This is a genomic window from Angustibacter sp. McL0619, assembly GCF_049994355.1.
Taxonomy (GTDB): domain Bacteria; phylum Actinomycetota; class Actinomycetes; order Actinomycetales; family Angustibacteraceae; genus Angustibacter.
Genome location: NZ_CP188257.1, coordinates 3,223,383 through 3,242,722, shown reverse-complemented (window position 1 = coordinate 3,242,722; position 19,340 = coordinate 3,223,383). Strand labels below are relative to the sequence as shown.

Genomic DNA, 19,340 nt, shown 5'->3' with positions numbered 1-19,340 from the left:
GTCGAGACGTCTGCGCGCCAGCCTCAAGGCGCTCATACCGAGGAGTGGGGCTGTACGTGAGCGGTGCCGACGAGGCGCGCAACCACCTGCTGCGCTCTGCGCCCAGGCCGCGGCTGTTCCTCACGTACCTGGCGGTCGTGATCACCGCCGGTATCGGCCTTCTCGCCTACGCGATCAGCACGGTGTCCCGCGGCGACATCAGCGCCATGGACGCCGGCCAGATCCTGGCCCTGGGCACCTGCCTGGTGCTGGTCGTGCTCGGCGAGATCCGGCCGGTGATGGGCTCCTCGGTGGCGGATCCGCTCGGAGTCACCCTCTCCACCACCTTCGTGTTCCCGGTCCTGCTGCACTTCGGCCTCGTCCCGGCCGTGATCCTGCACGCGATCGCCGCCATGCTGGCCGGCCTCATCGCGCGCAAGGCCATGGTGCGCAACCTGTTCAACGTGGCGCAGTACGTGCTGAGCGCCGCGGCCGGCTGGCTGGTGCTGGCGGCGGCCGGCATCCACCCCACCCTGAGCTCGACCTGGACGCCCCGCAGCATCGGCGACCTGCTGGTCATCGTCGTCGTCGGGGTCTGCTGCTTCGTGGTCAACGACCTACTGGTAGCCACGGCCATCGGGATGAGCGTCGGCGTCTCGCCGTGGCGCCAGTTCCTGTCCGACCTGCGCTTCCAGTCGACGGTGTCGGCCGCCCAGTTCGGCCTGGCCCCGCTGATCGCCGTCCTGATGGAGCACGCACCCGCGTTCGTGGCGCTCACCGTCGTGCCCATGTACGCGATCCACCGCAGCGCCGCCGCCTCGCTGCGCAGCGAGCACCTGGCCGAGCACGACGACCTGACGGGGCTGGCCAACCGCAAGCGGCTGATCACCGAGACCTCCGAGGCGATCGCCGAGACGCTGCGCACCGGCGAGCCGTGCGCCCTGTTCCTGCTCGACCTCGACCGCTTCAAAGAGGTCAACGACGTCCTGGGCCACCCGGTCGGCGACGAGGTGCTGCGGCAGGTCGCCCGGCGGCTCAAGGACACCCTGCGTCCCGAGGACACCGTCGTCCGCGTCGGCGGCGACGAGTTCGCGGTCCTGACCCGTCGGGTTCGCGACGTCGACGCGGCCGTGACGATCGCCGAGCGGGTGCGTGCCGCACTGGATGCCGAGCTGGTCATCGACGGGCAGCTGATCGACATCGAGGGCAGCATCGGCGTCGCCCTGGTGCCGGACCACGCGACCGAGTACGAGGTGCTGTTCTCCCGCGCGGACGTCGCGATGTACCTGGCCAAGGCCGACCGCACCGGCGTCGAGGTCTACGACTCGGCGCGGGACGCCAACTCGACGTCCCGGATCGGCCTGATCAGCGGCCTGCGCAACGCCATCGAGCAGGGCGAGATCGAGCTGCACTACCAGCCCAAGGCGAGCCTGCGCGACCAGACGGTCACCGGCGTCGAGGCGCTGGTCCGCTGGAACCACCCGGTCCGTGGCCTGGTCCCACCGGACGAGTTCATCCCGGTGGCCGAGCAGTCCGGCCTGATGCACCGGCTGACCGACGTGATCCTGGACCTCGCGCTGACCCAGGTGGCGGACTGGGGACGGCAGGGCATGACGGTGCCGGTCGCCGTCAACGTCTCGTTCCGCGACCTGCTCGACGCCACCATGCCGATCCGGCTCGCGCAGACCCTCGAGCGGCACGGTCTGGCGGCCGAGCTGCTCACCCTGGAGATCACCGAGCGGGTGCTGACGGCCGACATGGACCGGGCCCGGCTGACGCTGCAGGCGCTGTGCGACCTGGGCGTGCGGCTCTCGCTGGACGACTTCGGCACGGGTTGGTCCTCGCTGCGTCTGCTGCGCGAGCTGCCACTGGCCGAGATCAAGATCGACCGCAGCTTCGTCAGCCGCGCGGCCGTGGTCGAGGAGGACGCGGTCGTGGTGCGCGCCACCACCCGCCTCGCACACGGCCTGGGCCTGCACGTGGTCGCCGAGGGCATCGAGACGCAGGTGGCCTGGCGGGCCATCAAGGACATGGCGTGCGACACGGCTCAGGGCTGGTTCCTGGCCCGGCCGATGCCGGGACCCAAAGCCACCGAGTGGCTGGCCGAGCGACTGCTGGAGAGGGTCCCCGCGACCCACCCCTAGACTGGCGCGCATGTCCGAACCACCGACCGACCCCACCTCCGCCGTGGCCTCGGAGCCGTCGACGCTGTCCCGCGAGGACGTCGCGCACCTGGCCGGGCTGGCCCGGATCGAAGCCACCGACGCCGAGCTCGACCGGCTGGTCGGCCAGCTCGGCGTCATCCTCGAGTCGGTCGCACGGGTCGGTGAGGTCGCGGCCGACGACGTCCCGCCGATGTCGCACCCGTTGCCGCTGACCAACGTCACCCGGCCGGACGAGCCGGCACCGTGCCTGACCCCGCAGGAGGCCCTGTCCGGTGCGCCCGCCAGCGAGCTGCAACGCTTCCGCGTGCCGCGCATCCTGGAGGAGGACTGATGGCGGCCTTGGACGCAGACCTGACCCGCCGCAGCGCGAGCGAGCTGGCGCAGGCCCTGGGCAGCGGTCAGGTGAGCGCGGTCGAGGTCGCCCAGGCTCACCTGGACCGGATCGACGCCGTCGACCCCGCCGTGCACGCGTTCCTGCACGTCGCGCGGGACGAGGCGCTGGCCGCGGCCGCCGATGTGGACACCCGTCGCGCGGCGGGGGAGTCCCTGCACCCGCTGGCCGGCGTTCCGATCGCGGTCAAGGACGTAGTGGCCACCCGCGGGCTGCCCACCACCGCGGGCTCGCGGCTGCTCGAGGGCTGGGTGCCGCCGTACGACGCGACCCTGGTCGAGCGGCTCAAGGGCGCCGGCCTGGTCATCCTCGGCAAGACCAACATGGACGAGTTCGCGATGGGCAGCTCGACCGAGCACTCCGCGTACGGTCCCACCCGCAACCCGTGGGACCTGGACCGCATCCCGGGCGGTTCCGGTGGCGGCTCGGCTGCTGCCGTCGCGGCCTTCGAGGCGCCGTTGGCGATCGGCACCGACACCGGCGGCTCGATCCGCCAGCCCGCCGCGGTCACCGGCACCGTCGGCGTCAAGCCGACCTACGGCGGGGTGTCCCGCTACGGCCTGATCGCATTGGCCAGCAGCCTGGACCAGGCCGGCCCGTGCACCCGCACGGTGCTGGACGCCGCGCTGCTGCACGAGGTGATCGGCGGGCACGACCCGCGGGACTCGACGAGCATCGACGCGCCCGCGCCGTCCGCGGTCGAGTGGGCCCGCCGCGCCCACGTCAAGGGCGTCAAGGTCGGGGTGATTCGCGAGCTGGGAGGCCAGGGCTACCAGGCCGGTGTGCGGCAACGCTTCGACGAGGCCGTCGCACTGCTGACCGACGCCGGCGCAGAGGTCGTCGAGGTGTCCTGCCCGCACTTCGAGTACGCGCTGGCCGCGTACTACCTGATCCTGCCGAGCGAGGCGAGCAGCAACCTCGCCAAGTTCGACGCGATGCGGTACGGGCTGCGGGTCCTGCCCGAGGGTGTCGACGCGCCGACGGCCGAGCAGGTGATGGCCGCGACGCGCGATGCCGGCTTCGGCGACGAGGCCAAGCGCCGGATCATCCTCGGCACCTACGCGCTGAGCAGCGGCTACTACGACGCCTACTACGGGCAGGCGCAGAAGGTGCGCACGCTGATCGCACGCGACTTCGAGGCGGCGTTCGCCAAGGCGGACGTGCTGATCTCGCCGACCGCGCCGACGACGGCGTTCCGGCTCGGCGAGAAGCTGGACGACCCGCTCGCCATGTACCTCAACGATGTGGCCACGATCCCGGCGAACCTGGCCGGCGTCCCGGGGATGTCCCTGCCCGCCGGCCTGGCGCCGGAGGACGGGCTGCCGGTCGGCGTCCAGCTGCTGGCGCCGGCGACCGCGGACGAGCGGCTGTACGGCGTCGGAGCGGCGCTGGAGGCGATGCTGGCCGAACGTTGGGGGGGCCCGCTGCTCTCCCAGGCCCCCGAGCTGGAGGTGTCGGCATGAGCGCGACGCGGGTGAGCGACGAGGTCCTGGACTACGACGAGGTGCTGGCCCGGTTCGACCCGGTGCTGGGCCTGGAGGTGCACGTCGAGCTGTCCACCCGGACCAAGATGTTCTGCGGCTGCGGCACCGAGTTCGGCGCCGAGCCCAACACCCAGGTCTGCCCGGTCTGCCTCGGGCTGCCCGGCGCGCTGCCGGTGGTGAACGCGGCGGCGGTCGAGTCGGCCGTGCGGATCGGGCTCGCCCTGCACTGCGACATCACGCCGTGGGGCCGGTTCGCGCGCAAGAACTACTTCTACCCGGACATGCCGAAGAACTTCCAGACCTCCCAGTACGACGAGCCGATCGCCACGAACGGCTACCTCGACGTGCAGCTGGACGACGGCACGACCTACCGGGTGGCGATCGAGCGCGCGCACATGGAGGAGGACACCGGCAAGTCGCTGCACGTGGGCGGCGCCACCGGCCGCATCCACGGCGCGGACTACTCGCTGGTCGACTACAACCGGGCCGGCATCCCGCTGATCGAGATCGTCACCAAGCCGCTGGCCGGCACCGGCGAACGCGCGCCCGAGGTGGCCCGCGCCTACGTATCTGCGCTGCGCGACCTGCTGCGCGCGCTCGAGGTCTCGGACGTCCGGATGGAGCAGGGGTCGCTGCGCTGCGACGCCAACGTCTCGTTGCGGCCCAAGGCGTCCGACCCGCTGGCCCAGGAGTCGGTGCCGCTGGGCACCCGCACGGAGACCAAGAACGTCAACTCGCTGCGCAGCGTCGAGCGCGCCGTCCGGTACGAGATGACCCGGCAGGGCGCTCGGCTGACGGCCGGCGAGAAGGTCGTCCAGGAGACCCGGCACTGGCACGAGGACTCGGGCCTGACGACGTCCGGGCGGATCAAGTCCGACGCCGAGGACTACCGCTACTTCCCCGAGCCCGACCTGGTGCCGGTGGCGCCGGACGCGGCCTGGGTGGAGCAGCTGCGCGGCACCTTGCCCGAGCCGCCCGACCAGCGTCGCCGCCGCCTCCAGCAGGACTGGGGCTTCACCGACCTGGAGATGCGTGACCTGGTCAACGCGTCGGCCACCGAGCTGGTCGAGGCGACCGTCGCGGAGGGCGCCGCACCGTCGGCCGCGCGCAAGTGGTGGACCGGCGAGCTGGCCCGGCGGGCCAACTCGGACGGGGTCGAGCTGACCGAGCTGGCCATCACGCCACGCCAGATCGCCGAGCTCGCCGCCCTGGTCGACGCTGGCCGGATCAACGACACGATCGCCCGGCAGGTGCTGGACGGCGTGCTGGCCGGCGAGGGCTCGCCCGAGGACGTGGTCACCGTCCGCGGCCTCGAGGTGGTCTCGGACGACAGCGCGCTGGGTGCGGCCATCGACCGCGCGATCGAGGCCAACCCGGACGTCGCGCAGAAGGTCCGGGATGGCAAGGTCGCGGCCGCCGGGGCCCTGATCGGGGCCGTGATGAAGGAGATGCGTGGCCAGGCCGACGCTGGTCGGGTGCGCGAGCTGGTGCTCGAGCGCCTGACCTGACTGGGGGGGCCTGGCCTGCCCTGCTGGGCGGTCCCAGCGTCAGCGCAGGCTCAGCCCAGGGTCAGTGCAGGGTCAGTGCAGGGTCAGCCGGAGCAGTCGGTCGTCGTCCGGGCCAGGGCTGCCGCGGAAGGTGTTGCTGGTGAACACCAGCAGCGTGCCGTCGGGGTCGAAGACCGCGGTGCGCAGCCGCCCGTACTCGTTGTGCAGCAACGACGTCGGCTGCCCGGTCGCGCCGTCGGCGTTCAGCGGCACCCGCCACAGCCGCTGCCCGCGCAGCGCGGCGAGCCAGACCGCGCCCCGGCCGATCGCCAGTCCGCTCGGCGAGGCGTCGTCCGTCGGCCAGACCACGAGCGGCGGGGTGAACCCGCGGCGCACGTCGGCCGCGTCCCCCATGCCCTCGACCTGCGGCCAACCGTAGTTGTGGCCGGGCAGGATCCGGTTGAGCTCGTCCCAGGTGTCCTGGCCGAACTCGCTGGCGTACATCCGGCCGTGGTCGTCCCAGCCGAGGCCCTGCACGTTGCGGTGGCCGTAGGACCAGACCCGCGAACCGGGGAAGGGGTTGCCGGGCGCAGGAGCGCCGGTCCTGGTGACCCGCAGGATCTTGCCGCCGAGGCTGGACCGGTCCTGGGCGCGTGAGGTGACCCCACCGTCGCCGGTGGTCACGTAGAGCATCCCGTCGGGACCGAACGCCATCCGGCCCCCGTCGTGGTGGTCCGCCTTGGGGATACCGGTGACCAGCGGGGTCGGTGCTCCCAAGCGACCGCCGGCGTAGCGCATCGCCACCACCCGGTTGTCGCCGGCCGCGGTCAGGTAGGCGTAGAGCACGCTCTGGTCACCGGGTGCGAACGCGATCCCCAGCAGGCCAGCCTCGCCGTCCGGCTGGACGCCGGGGATGGTGCCGTCCGGTCCGGTGCCGGGAACGCGCGCCACCTTTCCGTCCGGAGCCACCCGCACGATGCGGGCCTCGTCGCGCAGGCTGGCCAGGTACGACCCGTCGTCCTGCCGGGCCAGCCCCCAGGGCACGTCGAGTCCGGTGGCCACGACCTTGACCCCGGCGACCGACGTGGCCGGCACGGCCAGTGGCGACCGGGAAGGCGAGGCGGAGGGCGCACTCGCACTGGCGGGCGGCGAGGACGTCGTGGCGCTGGGTGAGCCGGAGGTCGGCGCCGGCGAGGCCGCGTCGTCCGTGCCGGAGCAGGCGACGGCCAGCAGCAGCACGAGGGTGCCCGCCGCAGCGCTGGCCCGAAGGTGCATGCCGCTCAGTCTGACCTCTCCGATCTCGGCTCGCTCGTCTAGCGTGAGGCGGGTGGACCAGCCATGGGTCGTGACGCTTCCCGAGCAGGACTTCGTCGACGCGGTGGGATCGCCGCCGGACGGGGTGCGCGTCCGGCTTTGGGACCTGTCCGCGCCGGCCGAGCGACCCGAGGAGATCTCGGTCGTCGTCCCGCCGTACATGGAGGTCGGTGACTGGCGGCCGGTGCTGGCGGCGCTACCGAACCTGCGCCTGGTGCAGACCCTCACGGCCGGCTACGAGTCGATGTTGCCGCTGCTGCCCGAGGGGGTCGCCCTCGCGAACGCCGTGGGGGTGCACGACAGCTCGACGTCCGAGCTGGCCGTCGGACTCGCCCTGGCCGTCCTGCGCGGCTTCCCGGACTTCGTCCGCGACGCCGAGCACGGGCGCTGGGCGCCGCAGCGCCGGCGTGCGCTGGCCGACCGTCGCGTCCTCGTGGTCGGGTTCGGCGGCGTGGGCCGTGCGGTCGCCGGGCGGATGACCGCCTTCGAGGCCCAGGTGACCGCGGTGGCATCCCGAGCCAGGGCCCCGCGGCCGGAGGAGGCGGCGCTTGGGGTCCAGCAGGTGCACGGCGTCGGCGCCCTGGCCGACCTGCTGCCCCAGCACGACGTGGTCGTGCTGACCGTCCCGCTGAATGACGCCACGCGAGCCATGGTGGACGCCGACTTCCTGGCGGCGATGCCGGACGGCGCGGTGCTGGTGAACGTCGCACGGGGTGGGGTGGTCGACACCGACGCCCTCGTCGCGGAGCTGAACAGCGGCCGGCTGCTGGCCGGGCTGGACGTGACCGAGCCGGAGCCGCTGCCCGAGGGGCACCCGCTCTGGTCGGCGCCCGGCGTGCTGATCAGCCCGCACGTCGGTGGAGCGACCAGCGCGTTCACCCCCAGGGCCGGCCGGATGCTGCGCGAGCAGCTGGACCGGCTCTCGACGGGGCGGCCGTTGCGCGGCATCGTGGTCCGTGGGCAGTTCGGCGATGAGTTCGCGGGAGAGGCGCGGTCATGAGTGGCATGCAGACATCGGTGTTGTTGGCCATCGGCACTCGCAAGGGGCTCTGGCTCGCCCGCAGCGACGACCGCGAGGCCTGGAAGGTGGACGGTCCCTACCTGCTCGCCACGGAAGTGCCCTCGGTGGCGATCGACGCCCGCGGGGGTGCACCACGGCTGCTGGTCGGCGCGCGGTCCGAGCACTGGGGACCGACGGTGCAGCACAGCGAGGACCTCGGCCAGACCTGGACCGAGCACGAGGGCGGCGCAATCGTCTTCCCCGAGAGCAGCGGCGCCTCGCTGGAACGGGTCTGGCAGATCCATCCCGACACCGCCGCCCGCCCGGGCCTGGTGTGGGCGGGGTGCGAGCCGACGTCCCTGTGGCGCAGCACCGACGGTGGCAGCACGTTCTCCCTGGTCGAGGGCCTGTGGGACCACCCGCACCGACCGCAGTGGTACCCGGGCTTCGGGGGAGCGGCGGTGCACACCGTCCTGCCGCACCCGAGCGACGACAGCGAGGTCACCGTGGCGATGAGCACCGGTGGCGTCTACCGCAGCCAGGACGGCGGCCAGAGCTGGCGGCCGTACAACTCCGGGATCAAGGTCTCGCACATGCCGGACCCTTACCCGGAGTTCGGCCAGTGTGTGCACAAGGTCGCACCGGCCGGCCAGGACGGTCAGCGGATGTACGCGCAGAACCACCACGGCGTGTATCGCTCGGACGACGGAGGTCAGCAGTGGACCTCGATCGCCGACGGGTTGCCCGCCGACTTCGGCTTCGTCGCGCTCGGGCATCCCCGGGATCGTGACCGCGCGTGGGTGGTGCCTCTGGTGGCTGACGCCGAACGTGTTCCGCCGCAAGGCAAGCTGCGGGTGCTGCGCACCGACGATGCCGGGCACAGCTGGACGGCGAGCGAGTCCGGCCTGCCCGACCACTGCTGGGTGACGCCACTGCGGGACGCGGCCTGCGTGGACGACCTCGACCCGGTCGGGGTGTACTTCGGCACCCGCGCCGGCAGCGTGTACGCAAGCGGCGACGAGGGACGCACGTTCACCACCGTCGCCGAGAATCTGCCGGACGTGCTCTGCGTGCGTGCTGCGGTGGTGCAGGACTGACATGCAGGTGCAGGTGCTGCTGCCCGGGGTGCTGCGCGAGCATGCGCAGGGCGCCGACGAGGTGCGGCTCGAGCTCGCCGACGGCGCCGACGTCCGCGCGGCGGTCGCCGAGATGGCCGGTCGCTGGCCCGAGCTCGGACGGCGGCTGCGCGACGAGACCGGGGCCTTGCGCCGACACGTGAACGTCTTTGTGGACGGGGACGACGTGCGTGCGCTGAGTGGGGTGGACACGGAACTACGAGCCGGCGCCGTGCTGCACGTGCTGCCCTCGGTCGCCGGCGGCTGACCCGCGCCTGACCCGGAGTCGGCGCGGGTATCGGATTCACGGGTCCGCGAGCCCAGGTTTCAACTCTCAGCCGCGATCCCGTCGTCCGCTTGGACCCGAGACGCGAGGTGTGATGCGAGCGCGGTGGTCGTGATCGCGGCCGCTTCGATCGCACCACGGGCCGCATGACTCGCAGCACGCGCGGCGACGGCCGAGACTCGCCCTTGAGTCGCATGGGCTCTGCTATGGATTCCGCAAAGTGGCTGTCATAGCGACCACTTCACGGAATCCACCCCAGACGTCATCCGTAACCGCGTTGAGGGCGGTGCGCGGGGTTTGTCGTTCGATCGGCTCTGGACCCCTTCAGGTCGCATTGAGATGATCACCCGTATTCACGCCGCTCGACGATCACATCCACTTCGGTGGCGGCCGCTTGCGTGACACACCGGCCACGCACGACGTCAAGATCGGACATGCGGTGATCCCGGCCAAGTGCGCGACCGAGGGCGTGTGGGCCGCCGAGTGAACGGATCCCGGCACATCGCTGGATGATGCTGGGCCGGTAGACACAGCGATCACCAACCACAGCAGTCGCCGCGCTTCATTGCGCGGGACGTTGGGACATCTGGAGCGGTCCGGTGCCCATCGCTAGTGGTGACGCGCCCTGTCTCGTCCGCGGTCTCAGCCGTTTACGCTGCCATCCGAACCTGCCGCCGATATGAGCGCGGCCAGGACCCGATGGCCCTCTTCGGTTGTGCCCTTCAAGTCCGGGCGGGCCACGGAGACGTTGGTGAAGACGCCATTCTCACACGCTTGTCCGGTCATGGCCTGAGGATGCGCCTTGGTCGGGTAGAAGAACACCGACCGGGTGGTACCCGCTGGCTGTCCCTGCATCTCCAGCAATGTGCTGAACATCTGGCAGGCGGTGGCCGCGTCCATGCTTCCGCCGGCCTCCAACACGCCGCGGACGTTGGCTAGCTGCTCCTGGGTCTTCTCATTCTTCGCTAGGCCACCCTTCTCCACCTGGTCCAGGAGAGCTGGGAGCTTCGTGGCCCAAACGCTGGCATCCACGTGTGTCACTGTCACCGCTGTGCTGTTGTCCTTGGTGTGCCACACGCACGACTGCAAACCGGCGATGGCGGTCTCGTCCGGGCCGGTCAGGTGGTCGGCGGCGAGTGTATCGACCTCATCGTTGGTCAGCCGCTGGCATTCGCGGTTCGCAGTCGGTGTGGGCGAGGTGACGACGCCGGTGTCACCGCACCCGGACAGCAGGGTCACTGCCACGGCCGCCAGGACGGTCAGGGTCGGCTTATGAGCGGTGCGGCGCATCGGGTGTCTCCCGTTCGAAGGCGAGTCCGGTGACCGGGCCGCTGATATGTATCTGCATCATCGGGCGCAGATGGCCGATTTCAGAGCAGAAACACCGAAGCAGAGCATCTGAGCTTGTCGAGCGGGCGGCCGCTCAGCCGTTCCGCAAGATTGACCTCCTCGCCTCGACCCTGAACTTGGTTGCCGTGCCAGGAGGGAACCGCCGCTTCGAGCTGAGCAACCTCTTGAGCCCCTCGCGACTCCTGTGGAGCGACGCCCGGCCCGCGCTGGGCCAGATGAGGGCTCCAGCCCACAAGGCGGGCCGCCGATGTGAGAGCCACGGACCGAACGCCTGGACCTCGCCAGAGTCAGGCCATACCGCAAGTGAACAAGTAGCCGATGATCGGATGGAAATGCAGCCTCGCAGGAGGCCGCCGGTTTGCTGCGCATCGGAGGTGCCTGGATCGGCGGCTGGTTTCGCGCGGGGCTCGTTCGAGGTGCGATTCCAAGAGATCGACACACACCCAGCGGTCCAGCGGTTTGCCATCTGAGTCGCCACGATCAGGAGTCGAGCTCGACCAGCGCCGCTGCTACCGCCGACTGGCTCAAAGGGAGGGAAGCCGGCCGTAGACTTCCGGATCTAGCCGCGTTGAGCGCGATCACGGTCGCCGGTGCCTGCCAGTTCGGTCGGATCGTCGGACAGCATGTGTCTGTGGGATGGTCGACGGACTTGAGCGAACTTCGGCTGGCTGAGTTCAACTATGACGAAGTCGGGGCGACAGCGGAGAAACTGCCAGCCGGCTATCGACACTTTCAGCGGTCCCGGGACATCGGGCACGGTCACACCAGGTTCGAATCCGCAGCCACTGCCCTGCTGTCGTGGCAGGTGCACCGGCGAGCCGGCCTCCAGGTTCGCAGCCCCGCCTCGGTCGTGACGGCTGACGAGCCCGCCCTGTTGCTCCTCGGTCGGCGACCTGTTGCCATCGCCGCACCCGTGCGAGTGATCTACCTGATCGACGAGGCAAGACGCCAAGGATTCGCATACGGCACCCTGGCCGGACATCCCGAGAGCGGTGAAGAAGCGTTCACGGTGAGCTTGGCCGAGGACGACACCGTCACGTTCGCCGTCACCGCCTTCTCCCGCCCAGCCTCAAAGTTGGCCAGGCTCGCGCCTCCGGTCAGTTCGACCATCCAGGACTGGGTAACTAACCGCTACCTACGCTCTATCTGACGCGTTGCCGAACAAGGCCTCTCCAGCGCGCATGCTCCGGTGGACCAGCGAGTGACCGGCGCCACATTCAAGGAGCCCCGGCGTCAGGACGATATTGAGGCGTTGAAGTGGCGGCACCAATGCCGCGACAGAGCCGGCCCGGACAGCCCGAGGGTCGGCGGGCTGACTCAAGGAGACGCGGAACGGTAGCGACGCTCCGTGCGTCGGACCTCCGCAAGCCGACCAGCCCTGAACACGAATTCCGGAGAGACCCCGTTGACCAGCTCCAACTCCACGCCCGAGCCCGCCTCGTCTGACTCCAGTGGCAGCGACGCCACAGCTCCGGCTTCCGCCGTCTCGTCCAGGTATCGCAGCCTGCGCAGCCGGCAGCCGTCGCGGTTCTGGCGTCCACGGCGCATCCTCGTTGTCCTGGCTGGCCTCCTGTTGGTGGCCGTCGCAGGTTCGGTGCTCCTGGACGGCTTCACTCGCACCGAAGGTGGCGAGGTGGCCGTCATCCGCAACGGTGGCCCCTTTGACAACAGGAACATCCGCCAAGCCCCGCTGTCGCCCGGTTCGGCGCGCACCTGGACCGGGTTCTTCTCCACCGGGCACACCTACCCCTCGACCCAGCGCTACTACTCGATCACCGGCGACAACAAGCGCGGCGACCGGTCAGGCGTCGACGTGGAGAACCTGCCGACGAGCGACGGCGTCGAGGTCGGCGTCGAAGGCATCGTCTACTTCACCCTGAACACCGATGCCAAGGCGCTCAACGACTTCGACAACCGCTTCGGCACTCGCACCTACCGCGCGGTGGACGGCCAGCAGTACTTCCCCTGGCAGGGGGACGCCGGCTGGTCGGCCTTCCTGGACAACGTCGTCCGTCCGGAGATCTCCAACTCCTTGCGGGAGCAGATCGGCAGCGTGCGCTGCGTCGACCTGCAGGCCGCGTGCATCCTCGTGCAGAACGGCAGCGCGGCTGCTGCAGCTGCGGATCCGACGAAGGTGAAGAGCGTGGTCGACCTCAACGGCGGCGCGAAGAACAACGAGACGATCGCCAAGGTGCAAGACGCCGTCAACACCGCCCTGACAGCCAACCTCACCGCCACCCTCGGCGGGCCGGCCATCCAGGACGTCCGGTTCAACCTCGTCAAGACCACGCTGCCAGACGACCTGCAGAAGGCCATCACGGACGTCCAGTCCGCGTTCGCACTGGTCTCCCAGGCCCAGGCGCGAGTCGCCTCCGCCACCGCCGACGCAGAGGCCAACCGGCAGCGCCAGCGCGGATACGCCGACTGCCCCGCCTGCGCGAGCATCGACACCCTCAAGGCGATCCCGCCGAACGTGACGACGTTCGCCCCGGGCTCCGGGTTCGCGATCACGTCGAAGTAGGCCAACCGCCGCCACAGGTGACCGAGCTTGACCCACTTCTGCGCATCATCACGACTGGCTCAGGCTGAGCCCGGCGTGCCACCACACCGAGGAAGAGAAACCCCGTGAACAAGGCCAACGGCCGCGCTCTGCTCAACGCCTCCTGGCAGCTGCTCCGCAAGGACACCGAGCTGCTGTGGCTACCCGTCCTCTCCGCCGCGTTCACCACCCTGGCCGCGCTGGCCATCTTCGGTGCCGGCTTCGGGTTGGGTCTGGTCGACCCGGACACCGACTTCGACTCCCCGCGGGTCAGCGCGATCGCCGTGGTCGTCGTGGTAGCCGTGGTGACCACCGTCGTGGCCGTGTTCTTCCAGGTCGCGCTCGCTGCGGCGGCGGTCGAACGGGCCGACGGCGGCGACCCGGATCTGCGCAGTGCGCTTGCCGCGGCATGGGCGCGGCGCATGGTGATCCTCAAGTGGGCCGTGGTGCTGGCGACGGTTGGCCTGCTGCTGCGCCTGATCCAGGAGCGCCTCGGTGGGCTGGCCGGGTTCCTCACCCGCCTGATCGGAGAGGCGGCCTGGGGGGTCGCGACCTACTTCGTGGTTCCGATTCTCGCCGTCGACGAGGTCGGCCCGGTCGATGCGCTGCGCTCGTCCGGTCGACTGATGAAGGCGACCTGGGGCAAGGTGGCCAAGACGTCCGTCCCGTTCTGGGGCCTCGGTCTGCTCTTGTGGGTGCCCGGATTCTTCTTGCTGACCGCGGGACTCGGGCTCCTCGCCGTCGCGCCCGGACCGGGCGCCGCCATCGGGGTGCTCGTCGCATCCCTGGGTGCTCTGGGGCTCGTGGCCGCGGGAATGGTCGTGTCCGCCGTCGGCACGTACGTGCGCGTCGTGCTCTACCGGCACGCCACCGGAGCGCCCATCCCGGGTATCGAGCCCTCCCTGGCCGCTCGCGCGTTCTGAGCCTTCACGCTGCCGTCGGGGGACCGGGTCAGTCGTCGAACCCAAGCTCGCCATGGATCGCCTGCGTGAGCTGAGTCCACGCCTCGTCCCGCTCTGTAGACGCGGGCAACTGCCAGCAACGTTGGAAGAGTCTGTTCACACGCTCGCTCCCCCATGTCGCGAGCTTGCCCGCGGTCGCTGCCTGGTTGGTGACCCGGTCCTCCTCGGACGGGTTGCTGTTCCAGGTCAGGAACGCTTCGTACGCCTCAGCGCGCTTGTCCCGCAGCCACACAACCCGCGACGCCCGCTGATCACGGTCCCACTGACTCTGCGCTCTATCGTCGCTATGCCGGGTCAGCCATACGGTGCTACCGATACTCGCGAGGGCCACAATCAGCGACACCGCGCCGGGCACGAGGATTGCGATCGTAGTGGTGGACATGACACCTCCCGGCCAGTCGCCGCGCTCTTGGCGGCCGTGGCATCAGTCAAGCCGATGTCCGCCTGGCCGCGCCCAGCGGATAGCGAAGTCATGCCCGGTGAGGGCGGCTACGCCCGCCCGGATCTTGCTGGCTGACCGCGCGAGCCGAGGGCGGACACGTGCGAGGATGCACTTCGTGAAGGCGGCGCTCGTGGCTCGTGCCGCCTCCGCGGTGTCTTCCCTCGGACGCGAACTCGACCTGCACGTCAGCGAAGCGGTCGTGATCCAGAACTCGAACAAGCTCGCCTTGCGCTTGCTGCCGTGTGATGTGTTCGCCCGAACTGCGCAGGTCGGGCAAGAAGTCGCAGCTTTCGAGGTCCTGGTCGCAGAGGCGTTGGCCGCAGTCTCGGCTCCTGTCGTGTCGCTGGATCGGCGCGTCGAACCAGGTGTGTACGAGCGTGATGGCTTCGCGGTCACTTTCTGGACCCACTACGCCTCAACCTCTGCCATGGCCGCACCCCCGATGTACGCCCGTGCCATGCATCACCTCCATGCGGCGATGCGGAGCATCGAGGTCGACGCACCGCACTTCACGGAACGAGTGGCCGCGGCCGAGGATCTGCTGACAAGCCGAGACGAGACCCCGGAGCTTCGTGACGCCGACAGGCGTCTGCTGCTCGACACGATTCAAGACGCACGTCAGGCAGTTCGCGGCCGACGTAGATCGGAGCAACTGCTGCACGGCGAGCCGCATCCGGGAAACCTGCTGAACACGCCGGATGGCCTGCTGTTCATCGATCTCGAGACTTGTTGCCGGGGCCCAATCGAGTTCGATCTTGCCCATGCGCCGGAAGAGGTCACCCGGTTGTACCCAGATGCCGATCTGGTGCTGGTCCAGGAATGCCGTCGGCTCGTGATAGCGATGGTGGCGGCCTGGCGCTGGGACGTGCATGACGAGTTTCCGCAAGGGCGTCGACACGGATTGAACCTGCTCGACGTGCTCGGCCAGGGGCCACCCTGGCCCGCGCTGGGACCACTGGCAACGGACTAGCAGGCAACGGTCTCTCATCAGCGTGAGGCGTTGCGTCACGCCAGCCGTACCTGGAGTGGTGCAGTATCTCGTACCACTGGAGGTGTGTGCCATGTCCGTGACCGCGAGCGACGCGCGCAAGCGCCTGTTCCCGCTCATCGCTGAGGTCGACGACGACCAGCAGGCCGTCGAGATCGTGGCCAAGGGTGGCACCGCCTACCTGGTGCCGGCCGACGAGTACCGCGGGCTGATTGAGACGGTGTACCTGCTTAGCTCCCCACGCAATGCTAAGCGTCTGCGCGAGAGCCTCGCTGATGTGCGCGCTACGGTCGACGGCGACCAGCTGATCATTATCCAGGTGCGGCACCACTACTGAGTAGTCGGCGCGTCGACGGCGAGGGTGCAACGCCGGGTCTGCCCTCGCCCGGATGTCTGCCGCGTTTGACGGCGGCTACGTGCCGAACAGCGATGAGTCCCGGCACGGTCCAGGGTCTACAGGCACATCCACGCGCAACCTTGGAGGCACTCTTGAAGCTCTTGCTGACGTCAGGCGGCGTCACGAACCCCAGCATCCACTCGGCACTCGTGGGGCTTCTCGGCAAGCCGGTCGCCGAGTGCAACGCCCTGGTCGTCCCGACGGCGCAGTGGGGCCACCCGATGTGCGGGCCGGGATCGGTTCGCGGCCTAGTGGCCGCCGAGCCCGACTTCCGACACCTCTCCGGCCTGGGCTGGGCATCGCTCGGCGTCCTCGAGCTCACCGCACTGCCCACCATCGGCGCGGAGCGGTGGGTGCCCTGGGTCCGGGACGCCGACGTGCTCCTCGTCGACGGCGGCGACGCGACGTACCTGTGCCACTGGATGCGGGAGTCCGGGCTTGCCGACTTGCTGCCGTCGCTGCCCGACATGGTCTGGGTGGGAGTCAGTGCCGGAAGCATGGTAATGACGCCCCGGATCGGCAGCAGCTTCGTCGAGTGGCCGTCCGCGCCGGACGACCGCACCCTCGGGGTCGTGGACTTCGCGATCTTCCCGCACCTGGACGCTTTCCCGATGAACACGCTGGCCAACGCAGAGCGCTGGGCCGCCGATATCGGCGTCCCGGCCTACGCCATCGACGAACAGACGGCCATCAAAGTCACCGACGGCTCCGTCGATGTCGTCTCCGAAGGGCAATGGAAGGCGTTCGGGTCACAGCCGACCGGCATTGCCTCGTTACCGGCATGACCACAGGACAGATCGACGACCGCTTCGGCGACCCCGCGGCGGCGGCTCCCTCGTGGGAGTCCGTGGAGGCGCTGCTCGAGCAGGCCGAGCTCTACTGGCTGACCACCGTGCGGTCCGACGGACGCCCGCACGTGACACCCTTGGTGGGTGTCTGGAGCGACGGGTACTTCGCGTTCTGCACCGGAGTAGGTGAGCAGAAGCACGTCAACCTTCAACACTCCTCGCTCGTAGCCGTGACGACCGGCAGCAACGGCTGGAAGTCTGGCACCGATGTCGTGGTTGAGGGGACCGCGCAGCGAGTCAAAGGACGCGAGCGGCTTCGGCCGCTGGCTGAGGCGTGGCTGCGCAAGTACGGCGATGATTGGGCGTGGGACGCCGACGACGAGGGCTTTACGGCCGGCGACAACCGGCCGTGGGTTTACGTCGTACCGCCTGCGAAGGTGATCGCCTTCGGCAAGGCCCCGCACTCGCAGACGACCTATCGCCCGTAAGACGTTCCACGGAGACGGCGGTCGGGCTTATGCGTGTGCGATCACGTCGAGGTCACGCAGCGCGAATCGCAGGTGTTCCCAACCCTCTACGAGGATCACGTGCAGGCAATGGCGCACTGTCTCGGCGTTCGCGGGGTTGTGCGGGTTGCGGCGTTCCTCGTCGAGCACCTGGTCGGTGACGGTGGCCAGGAACTCGCGCACCATCGCGGCCCGGTCCGCGCGTGCGGCCAGGACGTCGTCATAGGACCCGGCCTCCGAGGCCCTGCTGCCGTACCCGAGACCGAGGGGATGGAAGTCAGCCTCCTCCCGCCCCAGCACGCTTTTGCCCAGCCAGATGTCGATGCCGTGCACCAGATGGCGCAGAGTCTCCGCGAATGACCACTCGTCATCGATCCTGACGTCGACGGACCCGGCGGGCAGCGCCGCTGCCCGCTCGATCGCCGCGTCCCACGCCTGGTCCACGGTCGTCCATGCCTCTCGCAGACCAGCCGGGCTCTCCGCCCGCCGCTCGCTGCGGCCAGGAAAGCGGCGATCAAGCTCCTGTTCGACCAACGGCGTCACGTCGACCCCGTTCACCCGCAATCCCGGGCCCACGCTCAACCAGGGGGCATCGATGTCCATTCCAGCGATCTCGACGCCGCGCATCACCACGTCCGACAGGTCGCACTCGATGAACCGCGCGCCGCGCAAGTCCCGCTCGACAAACTGCTCGCCCTCAGCCACGCGCCCAGTCTATGGAACCTCACCGACGGCAGAGTGGGTCGGCTCCGGGTGCGCGGGTCGTTGATGGGTCGGCTAGGAGGTAAGTGTCAGGTTCAGCTCGCGGCCGAGGATCCTGCCGAGTCTTGCGGCCTCCTGCTCGATGGCGTGATCGGCTGGTCGTCGCCCGTCGAGCCAGACGACGGTGAGGTCGTCACCCGTGCGTGCCCATGTTCCGCAGACGGCACCGCTGAAGATCACCGGGTTGGCCTTGCGGGTCATGAGACCTCGCCGGGACTGCGGGGTGACGTGGACATCCTTGGTGCCGGGTCCCATCACCCACTGGTCGTGCCCGGGAAGGAATCGCACCGCGTTCGAGGCATGGGCGGCGAGGAGGGAGTCGACGTCCACCTTCACGACGTATGCCGTGGTGCCGTCGACGTCAACGGGGACCAGTTGCTCGCGCAGCTCGGACAGCCAGGTGTTGATCCGTTTGCGGCCCGCGCTCAGGCCGTCACCGAGCCAGTAGTGGATGTGGTCGACCGTCGCCGGGCCGTACGTCCGCAGGTACGCGGTGATGGCGCGCGGACCTGCGTCGTCGAGGTCAGGCAGACCTGTCCACCTCGGGTTGAGGTCGAGGCGTTGAAAGGTGTGCTGACCGTCGCGTGGTGGTGCGAAGCTGATGTCTCCTTGCCAGGTCAGTGGCTTGATCAGCGTGCCCGCACCCTCGTCGAACACTGGCCTCAGGTGTCGGTAGGCACGATTCCTCGCCACCGCTTCGCCGAGCTCGGCGATCGTCAACGGTCCGGCATCGAGCGCTTCGCGCACCGCAGCCCGGAAGTCCGGCCAGTCCGAGGGGGTGAGCCGGTAGTAGTCCACCCAGCTCGGCAGCTCCCACTGCCGGCCGGCCGATCGGAGCGCCAGGTAGACGCCACCGTCCTCGGGTGAGAGGTAGTTCATCGACCCGCGGAACGCGAACGCCTTGATGACGGTCCCGTCCGCCAACGCCGCCGCAAGCTCGCCGGAGCGCGACGTCCTACGCCGGGTCCGCACGGCGAGCTCAGCCAGCGACTCGTCCATCGACGGCACCGCACCGAGGCGGCGTACGACGTCCGCCACCGACACCGATCCGATCGGATCGAGCAGGTGACGTTCGAACCGCCAGGCCAGCGCCTGCTCCCACGTGACCGAGAGCTCTCCGGGAGTGTTCATGTCCTCAGACTTGCACCCCTGTTCGACTGTCAGGCGTCCAGTGCGCGCCAGCCGACCAGCCTCCAGACCATGCTGACCGAGCTCGACGGAGTCGAGTCGAGGACCAGGACAGGAGGGGTGTCGGAAGGGTCGCTCAGGATGGGCGCAGCCAGAGCGTCGGTGTCGCTGGAATCGGAGGACGTGACCCGGCCCCAGGTGATCCGGCGTCGCTGCACGCCGTGGCCAGCTTGGTGACCGACAACGCGACGAGCGCG

The 19,340-nt window shown here is 69.8% G+C and carries 20 protein-coding genes; 14 read left to right on the top strand and 6 right to left on the bottom strand.

All coding sequences use genetic code 11. The annotated features are described in order from the left end of the window. Positions 1 to 56: 56 nt before the first annotated feature. From ACPPVT_RS15075 to gatB, 4 genes are read left to right on the top strand one after another with little or no spacing between them, the layout of a single operon-like run. On the top strand, positions 57 to 2,123 hold the full coding sequence (locus ACPPVT_RS15075; RefSeq protein ID WP_426561621.1) for a putative bifunctional diguanylate cyclase/phosphodiesterase: 2,067 nt from the start codon (positions 57 to 59) through the stop codon (positions 2,121 to 2,123). A 10-nt stretch (positions 2,124 to 2,133) separates the two neighbouring features. After that, a complete protein-coding gene (gatC, locus tag ACPPVT_RS15070) occupies positions 2,134 to 2,475 on the top strand; it encodes an Asp-tRNA(Asn)/Glu-tRNA(Gln) amidotransferase subunit GatC (RefSeq protein WP_426561619.1) in 342 nt (113 codons plus the stop codon). Then, positions 2,475 to 3,998, top strand: a complete 1,524-nt coding sequence (gene gatA, locus ACPPVT_RS15065; RefSeq protein ID WP_426561617.1) for an Asp-tRNA(Asn)/Glu-tRNA(Gln) amidotransferase subunit GatA — start codon at positions 2,475 to 2,477, stop codon at positions 3,996 to 3,998. Before gatC ends, gatA begins: the two co-directional genes overlap by 1 nt. Then, positions 3,995 to 5,527 (top strand): Asp-tRNA(Asn)/Glu-tRNA(Gln) amidotransferase subunit GatB, encoded by a 1,533-nt coding sequence (gene gatB / locus ACPPVT_RS15060; RefSeq protein ID WP_426561615.1) that lies wholly within the window; start codon positions 3,995 to 3,997, stop codon positions 5,525 to 5,527. The genes gatA and gatB overlap by 4 nt, the downstream gene beginning before the upstream one ends. A 72-nt stretch (positions 5,528 to 5,599) precedes the next feature. Here gatB and ACPPVT_RS15055 read toward each other — a convergent pair whose 3' ends face one another. Beyond that, on the bottom strand, positions 5,600 to 6,781 hold the full coding sequence (locus tag ACPPVT_RS15055) for a PQQ-dependent sugar dehydrogenase (protein WP_426561613.1): 1,182 nt from the start codon (positions 6,779 to 6,781) through the stop codon (positions 5,600 to 5,602). A 52-nt stretch (positions 6,782 to 6,833) separates the two neighbouring features. Here ACPPVT_RS15055 and ACPPVT_RS15050 point away from each other — a divergent pair, with 52 nt between their 5' ends. The 3 genes from ACPPVT_RS15050 to ACPPVT_RS15040 are packed head-to-tail and all read left to right on the top strand — an operon-like array spanning position 6,834 to position 9,203. Next, on the top strand, positions 6,834 to 7,820 hold the full coding sequence (locus tag ACPPVT_RS15050; RefSeq protein ID WP_426561611.1) for a 2-hydroxyacid dehydrogenase: 987 nt from the start codon (positions 6,834 to 6,836) through the stop codon (positions 7,818 to 7,820). Next, the gene (locus ACPPVT_RS15045) at positions 7,817 to 8,917 is read left to right on the top strand and encodes an exo-alpha-sialidase (RefSeq protein ID WP_426561609.1); all 1,101 of its coding nucleotides are present in this window, start codon (positions 7,817 to 7,819) and stop codon (positions 8,915 to 8,917) included. Before ACPPVT_RS15050 ends, ACPPVT_RS15045 begins: the two co-directional genes overlap by 4 nt. A gap of 1 nt (position 8,918) precedes the next feature. Beyond that, complete coding sequence (locus ACPPVT_RS15040) at positions 8,919 to 9,203, top strand: ubiquitin-like small modifier protein 1 (protein ID WP_426561607.1); 285 nt, start codon at positions 8,919 to 8,921, stop codon at positions 9,201 to 9,203. Between the two features lie 660 nt (positions 9,204 to 9,863). On the opposite strand, the gene ACPPVT_RS15035 is transcribed toward ACPPVT_RS15040, so the two are convergent. Beyond that, the gene (locus ACPPVT_RS15035) at positions 9,864 to 10,511 is read right to left on the bottom strand and encodes a hypothetical protein (protein WP_426561605.1); all 648 of its coding nucleotides are present in this window, start codon (positions 10,509 to 10,511) and stop codon (positions 9,864 to 9,866) included. Between the two features lie 628 nt (positions 10,512 to 11,139). Here ACPPVT_RS15035 and ACPPVT_RS15030 point away from each other — a divergent pair. From ACPPVT_RS15030 to ACPPVT_RS15020, 3 genes are all read left to right on the top strand, one after another. Beyond that, on the top strand, positions 11,140 to 11,721 hold the full coding sequence (locus ACPPVT_RS15030) for a DUF1990 family protein (protein WP_426561603.1): 582 nt from the start codon (positions 11,140 to 11,142) through the stop codon (positions 11,719 to 11,721). 426 nt (positions 11,722 to 12,147) lie between these two features. Continuing rightward, a complete protein-coding gene (locus tag ACPPVT_RS15025; RefSeq protein ID WP_426561601.1) occupies positions 12,148 to 13,092 on the top strand; it encodes an SPFH domain-containing protein in 945 nt (314 codons plus the stop codon). Between the two features lie 104 nt (positions 13,093 to 13,196). Next, entirely contained in the window at positions 13,197 to 14,033 is an 837-nt protein-coding gene (locus ACPPVT_RS15020) for a DUF6159 family protein (RefSeq protein ID WP_426561599.1), read from the top strand. Positions 14,034 to 14,061: 28 nt separating this feature from the next. On the opposite strand, the gene ACPPVT_RS15015 is transcribed toward ACPPVT_RS15020, so the two are convergent. Next, on the bottom strand, positions 14,062 to 14,454 hold the full coding sequence (locus tag ACPPVT_RS15015) for a hypothetical protein (RefSeq protein WP_426561597.1): 393 nt from the start codon (positions 14,452 to 14,454) through the stop codon (positions 14,062 to 14,064). A gap of 175 nt (positions 14,455 to 14,629) precedes the next feature. Here ACPPVT_RS15015 and ACPPVT_RS15010 point away from each other — a divergent pair, with 175 nt between their 5' ends. From ACPPVT_RS15010 to ACPPVT_RS14995, 4 genes are all read left to right on the top strand, one after another. Continuing rightward, the gene (locus ACPPVT_RS15010) at positions 14,630 to 15,484 is read left to right on the top strand and encodes a phosphotransferase family protein (RefSeq protein ID WP_426561595.1); all 855 of its coding nucleotides are present in this window, start codon (positions 14,630 to 14,632) and stop codon (positions 15,482 to 15,484) included. 91 nt (positions 15,485 to 15,575) lie between these two features. Then, positions 15,576 to 15,839 (top strand): type II toxin-antitoxin system Phd/YefM family antitoxin, encoded by a 264-nt coding sequence (locus ACPPVT_RS15005; RefSeq protein WP_426561593.1) that lies wholly within the window; start codon positions 15,576 to 15,578, stop codon positions 15,837 to 15,839. 152 nt (positions 15,840 to 15,991) lie between these two features. Further along, positions 15,992 to 16,684: a Type 1 glutamine amidotransferase-like domain-containing protein gene (locus ACPPVT_RS15000; RefSeq protein ID WP_426561591.1), complete on the top strand. Its 693-nt coding sequence runs from the start codon at positions 15,992 to 15,994 to the stop codon at positions 16,682 to 16,684. Then, on the top strand, positions 16,681 to 17,175 hold the full coding sequence (locus ACPPVT_RS14995; RefSeq protein WP_426561589.1) for a pyridoxamine 5'-phosphate oxidase family protein: 495 nt from the start codon (positions 16,681 to 16,683) through the stop codon (positions 17,173 to 17,175). The genes ACPPVT_RS15000 and ACPPVT_RS14995 overlap by 4 nt, the downstream gene beginning before the upstream one ends. 27 nt (positions 17,176 to 17,202) lie before the next feature. On the opposite strand, the gene ACPPVT_RS14990 is transcribed toward ACPPVT_RS14995, so the two are convergent. The 3 genes from ACPPVT_RS14990 to ACPPVT_RS14980 form a co-directional block, all read right to left on the bottom strand. Next, on the bottom strand, positions 17,203 to 17,898 hold the full coding sequence (locus ACPPVT_RS14990) for a DinB family protein (protein ID WP_426561587.1): 696 nt from the start codon (positions 17,896 to 17,898) through the stop codon (positions 17,203 to 17,205). A 72-nt stretch (positions 17,899 to 17,970) separates the two neighbouring features. Continuing rightward, entirely contained in the window at positions 17,971 to 19,086 is a 1,116-nt protein-coding gene (locus ACPPVT_RS14985; protein WP_426561585.1) for a DNA glycosylase AlkZ-like family protein, read from the bottom strand. A gap of 29 nt (positions 19,087 to 19,115) precedes the next feature. Next, complete coding sequence (locus tag ACPPVT_RS14980; RefSeq protein WP_426561583.1) at positions 19,116 to 19,301, bottom strand: hypothetical protein; 186 nt, start codon at positions 19,299 to 19,301, stop codon at positions 19,116 to 19,118. Positions 19,302 to 19,340 lie beyond the last annotated feature (39 nt).

Coding starts and splice junctions, on each gene's coding strand:
- gatA (WP_426561617.1), top strand. CDS start 2,475: ATGGCGGCCTTGGACGCAGACCTGACCCGCCGCAGCGCGAGCGAGCTG.
- ACPPVT_RS14995 (WP_426561589.1), top strand. CDS start 16,681: ATGACCACAGGACAGATCGACGACCGCTTCGGCGACCCCGCGGCGGCG.
- ACPPVT_RS15055 (WP_426561613.1), bottom strand. CDS start 6,781: ATGCACCTTCGGGCCAGCGCTGCGGCGGGCACCCTCGTGCTGCTGCTG.
- gatC (WP_426561619.1), top strand. CDS start 2,134: ATGTCCGAACCACCGACCGACCCCACCTCCGCCGTGGCCTCGGAGCCG.
- ACPPVT_RS15045 (WP_426561609.1), top strand. CDS start 7,817: ATGAGTGGCATGCAGACATCGGTGTTGTTGGCCATCGGCACTCGCAAG.
- ACPPVT_RS14985 (WP_426561585.1), bottom strand. CDS start 19,086: ATGAACACTCCCGGAGAGCTCTCGGTCACGTGGGAGCAGGCGCTGGCC.
- ACPPVT_RS15005 (WP_426561593.1), top strand. CDS start 15,576: ATGTCCGTGACCGCGAGCGACGCGCGCAAGCGCCTGTTCCCGCTCATC.
- ACPPVT_RS15015 (WP_426561597.1), bottom strand. CDS start 14,454: ATGTCCACCACTACGATCGCAATCCTCGTGCCCGGCGCGGTGTCGCTG.
- ACPPVT_RS15035 (WP_426561605.1), bottom strand. CDS start 10,511: ATGCGCCGCACCGCTCATAAGCCGACCCTGACCGTCCTGGCGGCCGTG.
- ACPPVT_RS15040 (WP_426561607.1), top strand. CDS start 8,919: ATGCAGGTGCAGGTGCTGCTGCCCGGGGTGCTGCGCGAGCATGCGCAG.
- gatB (WP_426561615.1), top strand. CDS start 3,995: ATGAGCGCGACGCGGGTGAGCGACGAGGTCCTGGACTACGACGAGGTG.